This window comes from Serratia sp. JSRIV002 (assembly GCF_019968725.1).
GTDB classification, from domain to species: Bacteria; Pseudomonadota; Gammaproteobacteria; order Enterobacterales; family Enterobacteriaceae; genus Chania; species Chania fonticola_B.
Genome location: NZ_CP074143.1, coordinates 1971340 through 1984536, shown reverse-complemented (window position 1 = coordinate 1984536; position 13197 = coordinate 1971340). Strand labels below are relative to the sequence as shown.

The 13197-nt window shown below is 50.8% G+C and carries 12 protein-coding genes; 2 read left to right on the top strand and 10 right to left on the bottom strand.

The genetic code is table 11. The features are described 5' to 3' along the window. Positions 1-41: 41 nt before the first annotated feature. From KGP26_RS09260 to KGP26_RS09245, 4 genes are read right to left on the bottom strand one after another with little or no spacing between them, the layout of a single operon-like run. On the bottom strand, positions 42-293 hold the full coding sequence (locus KGP26_RS09260) for a YdgH/BhsA/McbA-like domain containing protein (protein ID WP_080673319.1): 252 nt from the start codon (positions 291-293) through the stop codon (positions 42-44). 60 nt (positions 294-353) lie between these two features. Next, positions 354-644 carry a pentapeptide MXKDX repeat protein gene (locus KGP26_RS09255; protein ID WP_024527541.1) on the bottom strand — a complete coding sequence of 97 codons (291 nt, stop codon included), beginning with the start codon at positions 642-644 and terminating at the stop codon, positions 354-356. A gap of 60 nt (positions 645-704) precedes the next feature. Next, complete coding sequence (locus KGP26_RS09250) at positions 705-1493, bottom strand: molybdopterin-dependent oxidoreductase (protein WP_115159220.1); 789 nt, start codon at positions 1491-1493, stop codon at positions 705-707. 10 nt (positions 1494-1503) lie between these two features. Beyond that, positions 1504-2103 (bottom strand): cytochrome b/b6 domain-containing protein, encoded by a 600-nt coding sequence (locus KGP26_RS09245; protein WP_021805100.1) that lies wholly within the window; start codon positions 2101-2103, stop codon positions 1504-1506. A gap of 150 nt (positions 2104-2253) precedes the next feature. On the opposite strand from KGP26_RS09245, the gene KGP26_RS09240 reads away from it, so the two are divergent. Next, positions 2254-2967, top strand: coding sequence for a response regulator transcription factor (locus KGP26_RS09240; protein WP_037375074.1), 714 nt, complete (start codon positions 2254-2256; stop codon positions 2965-2967). A 3-nt stretch (positions 2968-2970) separates the two neighbouring features. Continuing rightward, positions 2971-4437, top strand: coding sequence for a HAMP domain-containing sensor histidine kinase (locus KGP26_RS09235; protein WP_059200285.1), 1467 nt, complete (start codon positions 2971-2973; stop codon positions 4435-4437). Between the two features lie 77 nt (positions 4438-4514). On the opposite strand, the gene KGP26_RS09230 is transcribed toward KGP26_RS09235, so the two are convergent. The 6 genes from KGP26_RS09230 to KGP26_RS09205 form a co-directional block, all read right to left on the bottom strand. Next, entirely contained in the window at positions 4515-6608 is a 2094-nt protein-coding gene (locus tag KGP26_RS09230; RefSeq protein ID WP_223665311.1) for a fimbria/pilus outer membrane usher protein, read from the bottom strand. 89 nt (positions 6609-6697) lie between these two features. Continuing rightward, positions 6698-7186, bottom strand: a complete 489-nt coding sequence (locus KGP26_RS09225; RefSeq protein WP_021805103.1) for a hypothetical protein — start codon at positions 7184-7186, stop codon at positions 6698-6700. A gap of 402 nt (positions 7187-7588) precedes the next feature. Next, entirely contained in the window at positions 7589-8254 is a 666-nt protein-coding gene (locus KGP26_RS09220; RefSeq protein WP_021805104.1) for a LuxR C-terminal-related transcriptional regulator, read from the bottom strand. Positions 8255-8354: 100 nt separating this feature from the next. After that, positions 8355-9014, bottom strand: a complete 660-nt coding sequence (locus KGP26_RS09215; RefSeq protein ID WP_021805105.1) for a fimbria/pilus periplasmic chaperone — start codon at positions 9012-9014, stop codon at positions 8355-8357. A gap of 9 nt (positions 9015-9023) precedes the next feature. Beyond that, positions 9024-10667 (bottom strand): hypothetical protein, encoded by a 1644-nt coding sequence (locus tag KGP26_RS09210; RefSeq protein WP_223665310.1) that lies wholly within the window; start codon positions 10665-10667, stop codon positions 9024-9026. Beyond that, positions 10657-13140, bottom strand: coding sequence for a fimbrial biogenesis outer membrane usher protein (locus KGP26_RS09205; RefSeq protein ID WP_218520411.1), 2484 nt, complete (start codon positions 13138-13140; stop codon positions 10657-10659). Before KGP26_RS09205 ends, KGP26_RS09210 begins: the two co-directional genes overlap by 11 nt. Between the last annotated feature and the right edge of the window lie 57 nt (positions 13141-13197).

Genomic DNA, 13197 nt, shown 5'->3' with positions numbered 1-13197 from the left:
AACGTCGCCCCTCGTCGATATACCACCATGCCCTCTCCCGATTATTTATACAAATCCGCAGTGCCGTAAACGTGGTTATTAACGGTAACCGAGGTAATGCGATAGGCACTTGCCCCCTGCCGTTGCGCATCGGCGGCGATCGCCTGTTCAAAGCTGCTCAACGTTGTCGTCTGGCTGGAAACCTCTCCGATTTTTTGCAGCCCTTGTGCAGCACTGCTTGTTACCGGCATGGCCGCCATGACACCGCTGCTGGCTGCTGCCAGCACCAAAGCCAAAATTACAGTTTTCATCATAAAATCCTCTCACTAGCTTGGTGATAACCGGCAGCAAAAGCCGCCGGAGGGATTATGCCTCTACTGACTCATTGCGTCTTTCTTCATGCCATCTTTAGCCATAGAGTCTTTCTTCATGCTGTCTTTGGCCATGTGATCCTTCTTCATGCCGTCTTTGGCCATAGAGTCCTTCTTCATGCAATCTTTATCCATGCACTCTTTTTTCATGCCCTGTTTTGCCATCCCATCGTGAGACATCTGGCTCATACCGTCCTTTTTCATCGCATCCTTGCCCATGCTATCGGCCGCATTGGCTCCGGTGATACCCAGCATCAGTGCGCTACACATCATCATGGCAAATAACTTTTTCATGGTATTTCCTTTTCTTGGTTAATCGGCACGCGTCGTGCCATGAAACTGCACCGGTGGCAATCAACTACCGCCAAACCAGTTGTAGCCTTGGTCTTCCCAGTAACCACCGGGAAAGTGGTTGGTGACTTCGATCACTTGAATATGTTTGGGATTCTTGTAACCCAGCTTGGTGGGCATCCGCAGTTTCATCGGATAGCCGTATTTACGCGGCAAAATCTGCCCGTCGTAGGTCAGCGCCATCAGCGTTTGCGGATGTAACGCCGTGGCCATATCGATGCTGGTGTAATAGTCATCGGCACATTTAAAGCCGATATAGCGGGCGTTAAGATCTGCGCCAATCGCCTTCAGGAAGGTGGCAAACGGCACCCCACCCCATTTGCCGATGGCGCTCCAGCCTTCGACACAGATGTGCCTGGTGATCTGGCTGATTTGCGTCATCTGGTGCAACTGTGCCAACGTCCAGGGTTGCTTGTGCAGTACCAGCCCCGCCACTTCCAGCCGATAATCGTCACCGTTGATATCCGGCGCCTGATCCTCGCTATAGAAGGCATTAAACGGGAATGGCCGAGTGATCATCGATTCGGCATACTCTGGTGCCAGATGGTTGGCATTGAACAGCCAGCCCTGAACCCGATCGTTGAAGCGTGAGATGCGGCTCAAGGCCTGATCTACCTGAGCATTATCACTGAGATCGCAGCCAGTCAGCATCGCCATCCCCCCCAGGGTCAAGCCATTGCGCAGAAAACGGCGGCGCGACGACGATGCCAACTGGCGCGCTAACAGACGTTGCGCTTCTTTAACGATATCCTGGCCTTCGCTCAGGCTGAGAGGTTCTTTTTCCGTTTTCATCGGTGTCTCCTTAGCGTCCACGCAACATGGCCAGCAACGTACGTGGCACCAGGGCCACCATCACCAGATGGATCACCACGAAGCCAACCAGCGCCGTCATGGCAAAAAAGTGGATATAGCGCGCCGCGTCGTAGCCCCCAAGCAAGGTACGTAGCAGAGGAAACTGCACAGACTTCCACAACACCAGCCCAGAAAGCACCATCAGGATGCTGACCACGATAGCCACCAGATAAGCCACACGCTGCACCATGTTGTAGTGGCGCAGATCGGCGTGTGACAACTTGCCGCACAGTGCGGCCCAGAGATCGGCCACAAACTGCTTGGGGCTGAGCGGCCAGAATTGGCGTTTAAAGCGGCCACTGAACAGGTTGATCAGCAGATAGCACAGGCCGTTGATGCCAAACAGCCACATACCGGCAAAATGCCATTGCAGCGCGCCCCCCAGCCAACCGCCTAGCGTCAGCTCGTTGATAAAACTAAAGTTAAACAACGGGGAAGCGTTATAAATGCGCCAACCGCTGGTGACCATAATCAGCATGGCAAGTGCGTTCAGCCAATGTGTCAGCCTTAGCCACAGCGGGTGGATAAGGGTCTGTTTCGCCGTGATCATCGCTTCTCTCCTGCCCCGTATTGGTTGAATGTCTGCAGTATTCAACGGATTTGTTCCCCAAGACCTCACGCAAAGTTAAATAAAATGTGATCACTTCCAAGGTGGGGGTTGTGTAGACTTCAGGTAGGCCAGTTAACCGCGGTAGAGAAAATGGAAAAGGCAAAACGAATTTTGATCGTCGAAGACGACGGACATATCGCCGAACTGTTGCAACTTCATTTGAGCGATGAAGGCTATGACATCAGCCATGCGGCCGATGGCAATCAGGGTATGGCAATGCTGGAACAAGGGGGTTGGGACGCGCTGATCCTCGATCTGATGCTGCCGGGTATCGATGGCCTGGAAATCTGCCGCCGCGCTCGCAATATGACACGCTATACCCCCATCATTATCACCAGCGCCCGCTCTAGTGAAGTCCACCGGGTACTGGGGTTAGAACTGGGTGCAGACGACTATTTGGCTAAACCCTTTTCCATGCTGGAGCTGGTCGCCCGCGTAAAAGCCCTGTTCCGCCGCCAAGAGGCGATGACCCGTAATCTCCGGATGGAAGCGGGAACGTTAAGCGTGAACGGGCTGGTGATCGATCCCATCGCCCGCGAAGTGTTTCTGAACCAGCAAACGGTAGAACTAACACCGCGCGAGTTCGACCTGCTGTATTTTTTCGCCCGTCATCCCGGCAAAGTGTTTTCCCGCCTCAGCCTGCTCAATCAGGTCTGGGGCTATCAACATGAAGGGTATGAACACACGGTGAACACCCATATTAACCGGCTACGGATCAAGATTGAGCGCAACCCGGCAGAACCCGAACACATCCTGACCGTGTGGGGCATGGGCTATAAATTCGCGGCTTCGCCGCAAGGGTAAAAGATGAAAAATCTCACGCTGACACAACGCCTGACTCTGGTTTTCGCCCTGCTGCTGCTCATCTGTTGTTCGATCTCCGGTTGGTTACAGGTGCGCAGCAGCACGCAATATAGCCAGGCGGTGATCCAACAGCTTTCCACCAATCTGGCGCAACATATCGCCACCAGCAACCCCCTGTTGAGTTCGCAGGGCTGGAACGATCGGTCGGTGCATACCCTGTTCGATAAACTGATGGCGGTTAATCCGAGCGTTGAGGTTTATCTGCTGGATAAACAAGGCAATATCGTCGGTAACGCGGCGCCTGCCGGGCACATGAAACGCCAAAAGGTCGATCTGTTACCGATACAGACATTGTTGAACGGGGCCGAAATGCCCCTCTATGGTGACGACCCGCGCAATCTTGATAACCAAAAAGTCTTCAGCGCCGCGCCGCTGCGGGTAAATGGCGAGATTGAAGGCTATTTGTACGTAGTGCTGCTGGGGGAGGATTATGATGCGCTGGCCAATAGCGCCCAGATCAACTCTGCCATTTATACCGCGCTGTGGTCGATGGGGCTGGTGGCGCTGTTCGGCCTGCTGGCTGGGGGCTTTGCCTTCCACTGGGTGACACGCCCGATCCGCCGTCTGACCCAGCAGGTTAGTGCGCTGGATGGCGACGGCATCTCAGCATTGCAAACCTATGCCAATGCCCCTGCGGAGAGTCATAGCCGTGATGAGGTCAGCCAGTTGCAGCAGGCATTCCGCCGTATGGCACAGCGCATTACCGAGCAGTGGCAAGCCTTGTCACAACAGGACCAACAACGGCGCGAGTTTATCGCCAATATCTCTCACGATCTGCGTACTCCATTGACCTCGCTGCATGGTTATCTGGAAACGCTGTCGGTGAAATCCGCCAGCCTGACCCCCACCGACCGTCAACGCTATCTGGAGATCGCCCTGGCGCAGAGCCGCAAAGTCGGGCGGTTGGCGCAAGAGCTATTTGAGCTGGCCAGGCTGGAATACGGCGTGGTGAAACCTCAGAAAGAACCTTTCTCTCTCAGTGAGTTGGTGCAGGACGTATTCCAGAAGTTCGAATTGGCCGCCGAGGCTCGCCAGCAGCGCCTGCTTGCCGATATTCAGCCGGGCATTCCCCAGGTGTTTGCCGATCTGAGCATGATGGAACGGGTGCTGACTAACCTGCTGGATAACGCGATCCGCCATACGCCAAGCGGTGGAGAGATCGAAGTGCGCCTGTGGCCGCAGGGTAATAAGGTGATGGTTCAGGTCAATGACAGCGGACCTGGCATTCCCTTGGAACTGCGCCCAGATCTGTTTATCCGCCCGTCAATTCTCAACCATGCCCGCCGCCATGCGGGGGGTTTGGGGCTGATGATTGTCAAACGCATTCTGCAGTTACACGACAGTGACATTACGCTAGTGGATCAGCCGCATGCTGGAGCCTGCTTTCGTTTCTCCGTGTCGGTACTTTAACTAAAGTACCGGCGGCCTGTCCCCAGGGAAGGGGGCTTACGGCATGTCGGCGTCCTGTACCTCTTCGGCACAGCGATTTAATTAAGCAACTCATAATAGGATAAGGCCCCTAATGTCGGCACTTTAACGACTTCATTGGCTGGCTCACCAAACTCCCTCTCCTGGCCTATCTCATCATTGACCACGTTGACCTGATAGGGAATGAGATTGGGGATAATGGCATAACCGCGGCTGTCAGTAACCACATCAACCTGCTCAGGGATCGTCGCATTGGGATGCTTTTTGCTATAAACCAGTGCGTTAGTGTCACCTAACGTTGGCCCTAAGGTAATCCCCGCCTGGTGGGCAACCAATGAACCTGAGCTGTTCGCCGAGTAAAGCGCATAGTTTGTTCCAGACTGGTATCTGATCGCAGATTCACCGGCGGCGTAGCGGTAATTGGCACTCGCCTGATAACTTGCCTTGCTCTGTTTGCCCTTGCGGCTAATCACCCGGTAGTTAAGGTTGTTATTTAAATGCCTACCGCTAACGCCAAGCTCAGTTTGATAGTGATCATAGGGGTTATAGCTGTATCCCAGATTCAGACTGGTGTTATCAATCCCCATTCTCTTTAAGGGTACCCTGAAGGTAATACCAAACAGCATTTCATTTTTTTGCGTAGGGTATTGATAGTATGACAGGTCAAGATCATAGGAAACGTTGACGGTGTTTTGCATAAACCTCAGCGAGTAGAACGTCCGCTTGCCTTGATCTTCTTTGTATTTTTCCTGGTTAATATTGAACGACAAGCTCTGTGAAGTACCAATCAACGCACTTATCGAAAAATCAAAACCATATTCTTTTTTATAGTAATCACAGCAATAATAATCTGTTTTAGCATTATAGGCATAACTATTGAAATCATTAAAGTGAGGCTGTAGATAATACTCGCCATTTAACCTGATGCTGGCATTCGCCTTGTTGAAATTAGCCACATACTGTAAACGCAACTTCTCACCGTTTACCTTGCCCTGCTCTGCCGATGTTATACTGCTGTACTGGTGATTAAAGGTGACATCACCGAATTGATTGAGTCTTTGACCAATACCTAATGAGTGGCTGTAGTAATTGGGCGATATCAGCGCTCCGCCAAATAAAGAGCTTTGTGCAGTGAGACCATATCCAGCGCCTCCCTGAAAGAAAATGGGATTAGACTCTTCCATTCTCTCACTACTCATAAACTTGCCGAATGAGACATCATATTTCCACATATTCTTATCCAGGATATTGTCCAGTCGACTCCAAGGTACATCATAATAAGCGATGCTACCGTCGCTTTCTCTCACCGTCATGGTAATAGAACCCGATTTGTCAAACAGTTTGATATTTCTCAGCACGAAATCCCCAGTTTGAACCATCGTGCGGTAAACCGGTTTGCCGTTCTGCCGGATCTCAACTTCAGCATCACTGGTGGCCACACCATATACCCAAGGCAACACTGGCCCCTGTGACGAAGGAAACATATTATCGTCAGATGACAATTTTATCCCACGATTAGGGAAGGGATCCAGATAGAAAGTATTATTGTAGCCCTCACCAAAATACAGACGAGAGTTTATCGCGGGGATGTCTCTTTCAGCGTAAAGATCGGAAAACCTTATCCGTTTCTGTGGCATACCCTCATTATCATGAAATTGCCGTGATCTTAATCGCCAATGTTGGTAGTTGATGCCAGACTCTAACTCAACGACTAAGTTATCTTTTCTTTTTCTTCTGATATAACGTTCTCCCTGATATTTTTTATAGTTAACATCATAGTTTATCAGGATAGCTGGAATACCCTCATCTCGATACTCGATAGCCAGGCGAGGATCGGCCTTGACCTCCGTTGACTCTAAGAATGTAAAAAAAAGAAAATTCACCTTATCAATTAAGGTAACGGTAATATTTAATGGATAAAGATCTTTAACTTTGATACAGCCGGTTTCTGGTACCTCACTCATGTTTTCTGGTGAGAGGATTTCCCATTCTATAAGCTTTTTTCTATCAAAACACGGAAAACCGTCCTCCGCCATGTCCAATTCAATATGACCGATATCCCGATCCCCTTGGGAGATATAAAAATACTCACCTGCATGGGCAAAACAGGCTGCTATGAATAGAATAGGAAAAGCGAATAAACTTTTATTCATATTGTTCGGGTGGGAATAATAGAATTTATAAAAATGCACCGGCAGTCATCATTAAACATGCCGGTACATTATTATTGAATTAAAACAGTTTACTTACCTTCGACGGAAGGCAGGATCGCATCCAATTTATCCAACTCACTCATCATGGCACGATAAACATAGAGTTTAGACTGAGCATGGCGCCCATCTAATTTGTTTGTTGCGCCAAGATCACGCAGCTTTTTGAGCAATTTCTGAGTATTTGGTTTGTTGGCATCTGCCTTGGGAATGGCGCTATATTCTGCAAAGAGATCCTGCCACTCTGCTTCCCAAGCCTCTTGCTGGTTGTACCCTGGCGTGATTGCAGTTCTGGTTTTAGCGGCAACGGAACCGCAATACTTATGTGCACCACCGCGTGTGCCGTAAATAACCCAGAGAGGCGATTTTTCCCGAGGATCATTGCCATATGACTGGATATCACTGACGCACTTGGTAACTTCATTACGCATATTTTGCTCTTGGCTGCTGATACCAGCAAAAGCATTCGCTGAGAACACCAGAGTACCGAGCATCAAAAGCCCAATTTTGCTTTTATTCATCTATATAGATCCTTCTAGAATAATTAATTAAAAACATGAATACGCCGTTCTTAAAGGCAGAAGGACCTTAATTTATAGCATTTATTAAGACAATAAAATTCAGCTAAAATGTTTTACTTTCGGATCTTTCATGAGAAATTCTTTAATATAACCAGTAAACTCTCAACTTAACACCGGAAACGATAATATTATCACGCTATTAATAACACCAGACTGGTCGTTTTATAGTCACTTGTAATGTAAAACAGCGAACGGTTCGCTTACCAGTGTTATATTATAAATCCTGGAATGAAGAATAAAACCAGAATAAAAGTGATTTGCACTGATTTAAGCCAGGTAGATTGACAGTGGAATTGTTTGAACTAACGCAACTGGCATTACCTGAGAAAGAGCTCTTCTCTCTCAGTGAGGTGGAGCAGGATGTATGCCCGAAATGGCAGTTTCATCCCAGTAGCGGGTTCTGAACGCCAACAGCAGCTGCATAAAGCCAACCTGATTCAGCCCCAACTTGCGCATAATATTCAGCTTATGGGTGCAGACGGTCTTATAGCTGCGCCCGATAACCTGAGCGGCATGCTGTGCATTGGCTCCGGCAACCATCAATCCCAGGATACGCCATTCACAACCTGATAATGGCCGCAGTTCCTGCAACAACAGTTGCCGCATCGCTGGGCTACGATAACTGGCGGTGGGATGAGCCGCCGAAATGGCTGCCAGTAAATAATTCACACTATCGCGCTTGGCCACTAATGAGAGGTGTTTTTGCGTTGCAAGCAGCGACAAAATATCCGGGTTGATGATATCGGTGAAAACCACCAAAGACGCCTTTGGCCAAAGCGTACCGAAGCTCAACACGAATCGCACTACCTGATAAATTTCTTCGGTATGATGGTAGAGCTCCATAATAACCGTTTGCTGTTCATTATCATTGAGTGATGAGACAATATCTTTCAGTCGACTTAGATGGCTGATTTTTTTATTTTTCGGGTCAATCAACGCCTGCAGGCCGATCTTTACCAAAGGATGGGGCTCAAAGAGAATAGACGTCTCGTTATAGAAGGCATACATAATTAATTATCCAATTGAAAATATTTTATTTTTTAGTTTATAAAAACCACCTGAAACCCGCGTTCCTTGCCGAATGGTCAATAAAATCCAATCTGGCTAATTAAATACAACTTTTATCCACGTTGATAAACTTATCGTTATAAATAATAAATTTCTGACCTTGCAGTTTGATACCCGGATGCGACAGCGTATCCCCTGGGCGTAAATACTCGGTGATCCCCTCTTCATCAGTGCTATCACAACCGGGTTTCAGCAGAAACTTAAAAAAGGTATTACCGGTGTTTTTGAGCGTACCGCGCTGCTTGTCAAGCTGGTAGTCAAACAGGGTGACACGCGGTCTGACCACCAGAATGGTATCCATTACCACGATCGGCTCCAGATTGGCACCGGCTTTGTTGCTCTGCCCGGTGGTCAGCAGGTTAGTCGGTACCTCGCGAAATGAGACACGATAATAACGCTCTTTATTATCCTTCGGCCCATGGTAGTAGAACTTGTAATATTCCCCCTGCCCTGCCCGCAGCGTCAGTTGCTTGGGGGCAAACAGCAATTCACCCTCTGCTGGTCGGGTTCGCACCTCTTGCTCCCCTGGCCGATCGATGGCACGAATGGAAACCTGATAAAACCGGGCGCTGGCGTTATTGTTCAACACCCGTTTGGCGACAAAGGACTGATCCTGATCCATCGCAAACGTCATGGTGCCCACGTTGATCGCCCCGGCGGTAAAGGGCAGGAAGATTAGCCATAGCAGCAGAGTTTTCACATCATCCCCTTAATTGATATTGCGCCAGGTTGCCTCAACGTGGATTTCACCGGCGGCATGCACATCACCATACCAGGCGTTACCTTCCACCGTTTTCAGCGAGATCGGTGCGTTCATCGGGATCCTGAACTTGACCTTGGTCTTGTTCATCACCCCCACGTCACCGGAAATATCGTTCCATGGTGTGCTGCTCCACAGGGCGTTGGTCATATCGTGCCACTGGCTGTCACAACCGGCATCAAACACCTGCTCCGTCCCCGTGCTGGTAGTAATACTAAGCTGGGCCGGGAATGGAACCTTCGTGGTATTGTCTGGCGAGGAGAAAATACAGTAGTTGATCCCTCCCAGTGACTGCGTTGGGCCGGTCGCCATAACCCTGACCTGATCGGCATTGGTCTTAGCGCTAGTGGTCACAATATAACCAAATTCCAACGGTGGCTCTGAAGGGCCAACATAGCCTTCCCGGTGCGGGCTGTTATCGAAATCCTCGGAAATAATGCTGATACTGAAATCACGAGGCTTGATGATCAGTTGGTTAGAAGTCGAGAACTCATACCAACCCGATTCCGGCGAGGTGGTGTTCTGGAAACGGAAGTTAATCAGATCGTGCGTACCGCCGTCGGTGATCCCCAGCTTGACCATCTGTTTGAAGAAGTTACTGGCAAAAAACACGTAAACGGCATTGCTGCTCTTCAACTCGTTAAACGTATAGTAGCTGCCGGTACCCGAGGTATTTTTCCAACTGTTGCCATTCAAACTGAATTGCAGATCGGCCGCATTAACCGCCGATGACAGTGCGGCATGGTTGATCGACGGAAAAATATGGATCGAGGTGTTACTGACGCTGCCATCCGTTTGCAGATCGTAGCTGACCATCTTGCACATGATACCGCTGCGGGCACCGACGGTTTGGTTGCGGCAGTCCGCATTACCTTCACCGATGATCGGTATCCCATCGCTGTTGACGAACACTTCCGATACCGCATTGGTATTGATGAAGCGCAGGTGTGCCGCTTTGCTATGGGTGACGTTACGTCGATACCAGGTGCCACGGGCCTGATCCTGGCAACGTTCGCCGTTGCTGGCATTGTAGACAACGTTGGTCTGACAACCGTTGATCTGCATGCTGAACGAAGTGCCCGCTCCCATCTGTTTCAGGTACTGATAAAAACTCGGTGACATCATGCCGTGCATCCATTTTGCCCCACCAGAGGTGACGACAGCACCGTAAAACCCTTTCTCATCGGTGGTTTCTGGCAAGATCAGGCTGGTATCCATGTCACAGCCGGCATACCAGTTGATGCAGCGCAGGCCAAGGAACGGGTTTTTAATTGGCGCATTTTCCAGCCACATATCAAAGCGGTTGTTAGCCGTCAGCCCATAATTATAGCCATTATCGACGTAACCCAGGCTCTGCTGGTAAATGGTGCCGGAACCCCCATATTTCAGGCCGGTCCATTTATTGGCACCGGTCATACGCGGATCTAGCCCCCCTGCCGGGGTCACAAAGAAGTTATCGTCCGCATTGTTCTCAACAAAGACAAACTTCATCGTGGCGGCATCTCCCAGATTGGTCGGGTTCACCGCCTGCGCCGGGGCGATGCTCAGCAGGCCGCCGATCAACAGCGCCAAACGTATGCTATTAGCCTTCATTGTTCATATCTCCTGGTTGGCCCACTTTGGCGTAGGACTTCAAGCCGCGGCAAACCACGTCGCCTACCCAGACCGCACCCTGTGCCTTGCTCAGATCCAGCGCCACCTCACAGCTTTGATTGTGGCGGTAGGTAAAATCGATTACCGGGAATTTCTTATCCACATCCATCACGAACTCCCCTTTTTCATCCGTACGGGTACGCCCGATATGGTTGTTGATATTGGCGTTGGCCAGCAGCGTGCCATCCTCGGCCTTGATACGGCCAAATACCGTGACCATCTGTTTGATTTGCGGTTCGATGACCGCCACGTTGCCCGGGTACAGCGTCAGGCTGTTCTTACGATTGGTGACGATATCGAAGCTTTCCGCCGAGTTTTTGTTGTTCATCAACTCCACCACATACTGACCATAAGGGGACAGGGGCAGATAGTTCTTGTCGCCGGTCAGCTTGACGACGCGGCCATCCACGCGCGCGGTCAGCATGCCTTCATTTTCCAGGCCGGTATTGATAATAATCCCTGAGTTACCTTCATTGCGTCCACTTGCCGCGATATGACGCCCCTGCCAACCGACGCTGCCGTTAGCGGTCAGGCTGGTATTCACGTAGCCGTCTGCGGAGCTGCTAACGTTGACGGTGCCGGTAGAATACTTGGTGTCAAAACGGGCGTAGGCACCGCCGTTAAAGCTGTTATCCCCGTTGGTATCCCCGGAGATGGCGCGCGACAAATTGGCCCCCACGGTTCGGATCGGCCCATCGGCAATCTCTTTACGCGCCGCAATATTGGCCGTGGTGTAGCCGTTCTGGTTAGAAACCCCGGCGCTGAACCAGTTGCCCAGTGGCAAGGAGAAATCGAGCGCAATGTACTTGCCGGTATTACCGCCGGAATGGCCATTATTGTATCGCTGTACCCCCGCACGTATGCCCAGCGTGCCGTAACGGCCGGTGAACAGATTCTGGTAGTAATCCACGTTGTAATAATGGCTGCTATTTTTCTTGTCGTCGTTATAACTGACGCTGAGCGTGCCGAGGTGAGGCACAATCGCCCCCAAGTTCAGCGAGCCGCCGATCGCCCGGTTATGGGCATCGTTTTGGCGCAGTTTGTTGCCGATCACCGTTTTTTCTTCGTTGGCCCACAGCGTACTGAAACCACCGGGCAGCGTGGCGCTCACGGTGTTGATCAGCGTCCAGGATCGGTCCGTGGCTACCATGCTCTGCGTGCTAACCTGCACCGCATCGATGATCGGTATGCTTAAACGGCCTTCCGCCACCGAAGTACTGTCCAGGGAATAGCCGGACAGCGCCCAGTTAAAGCGAGACAGGTTGCCAGAGGCTGAAGCCCCCAGCAGGTAGCTATCTTTAGCCTCAGCGAAGCGATCGTTGTCGCCATGCCACTCATCCATACGCACCATACCGCCCCAATACTGCCAGAACATCGGCGCACCCGCGGCGTGCAGCGGACTATAGAGTTTGTTAACCCGCTGCATACGGCGGCTGATCACCTGACCATTGACGATCACCTCAACCTGCACATCGTAAATACCGAAAGGCAGCGTGCCGGTATCCACTTCGTGGTTACCCATGGAGAAATTCTGTACGCTGAGCAGGCGGCCATCACGCGACAGGTGAACCTCCCCCGCCGAGGGGAAGAAAGCGACAATCGGCGTTAACGACTGGGTATTATCAAACACCGTCGAATTGGCACGGCTGCCATAGGACATGCCGTAGATTTTGCTCGAATTGATGGTGGTCACTGGACCCAACGATTGCAGGTTCCAACTGTCGAGCATGCCTGCGGCAAAGCGTCGGCCAGCGAAGTCACGCTCATACATCACCTTATACAGCGTCGAATCCTGGTTGCTGCTGCCAATCCCATAGACAGAACCGTTCACTTCCACATGATGCTCACGCAGAGAGGTGACGTTATTCAGCGATAAATAGCTGGAGGTAAAACCTTCACTGGCTTTGGTGCGGTTGTCGTAAACGCCCAGGTTATAGGCTAGCGTGCTGCTTATCTCATCAACACTCGACGCACCAATATCGCTGGCGCGCTCACGCAATACCGTCCCCAGGGCCGATTGCTTCACCACCAATTGCAGGTTCAACTGGCGGAAATCCAACGCCAGCCAAGCATCATCCGACAGCGTGATGCGTTGCTTATCGTCAAAGTTGGCATCATTGAGCGCATTGAGCTGCTTGGTGATCGCGGCGGTCAACTGTGCGCCACCCTCGTTATCTTCCAGGGTAATTTCGCTGATTTTCAGATGGTTATCATCAAGCACCAGCAATGCGCGCCCAATGCGTTGATCGTCTTTCAGGGTGCTGTTTTGTTCAAAATGCAGCAATAACGGGATGCTCATCCCCTCGCGCAATGCCATGCTGAAAGTCTGGGGGATCAACACGCCATCAATTTGGGTTAACCCGGCGGCAAGAGCCGACTGCCCAGGGATCATCACGGCCGGGATAACGCTCATCCCCACCGCTACTGATATCTTGAGTAATGCACTATCCAGTGCTAGTTTCACGTCTAA

Coding starts and splice junctions, on each gene's coding strand:
- KGP26_RS09260 (WP_080673319.1), bottom strand. CDS start 293: ATGATGAAAACTGTAATTTTGGCTTTGGTGCTGGCAGCAGCCAGCAGC.
- KGP26_RS09255 (WP_024527541.1), bottom strand. CDS start 644: ATGAAAAAGTTATTTGCCATGATGATGTGTAGCGCACTGATGCTGGGT.
- KGP26_RS09250 (WP_115159220.1), bottom strand. CDS start 1,493: ATGAAAACGGAAAAAGAACCTCTCAGCCTGAGCGAAGGCCAGGATATC.
- KGP26_RS09245 (WP_021805100.1), bottom strand. CDS start 2,103: ATGATCACGGCGAAACAGACCCTTATCCACCCGCTGTGGCTAAGGCTG.
- KGP26_RS09240 (WP_037375074.1), top strand. CDS start 2,254: ATGGAAAAGGCAAAACGAATTTTGATCGTCGAAGACGACGGACATATC.
- KGP26_RS09235 (WP_059200285.1), top strand. CDS start 2,971: ATGAAAAATCTCACGCTGACACAACGCCTGACTCTGGTTTTCGCCCTG.
- KGP26_RS09230 (WP_223665311.1), bottom strand. CDS start 6,608: ATGAATAAAAGTTTATTCGCTTTTCCTATTCTATTCATAGCAGCCTGT.
- KGP26_RS09225 (WP_021805103.1), bottom strand. CDS start 7,186: ATGAATAAAAGCAAAATTGGGCTTTTGATGCTCGGTACTCTGGTGTTC.
- KGP26_RS09220 (WP_021805104.1), bottom strand. CDS start 8,254: ATGTATGCCTTCTATAACGAGACGTCTATTCTCTTTGAGCCCCATCCT.
- KGP26_RS09210 (WP_223665310.1), bottom strand. CDS start 10,667: ATGAAGGCTAATAGCATACGTTTGGCGCTGTTGATCGGCGGCCTGCTG.
- KGP26_RS09205 (WP_218520411.1), bottom strand. CDS start 13,140: ATGAGCGTTATCCCGGCCGTGATGATCCCTGGGCAGTCGGCTCTTGCC.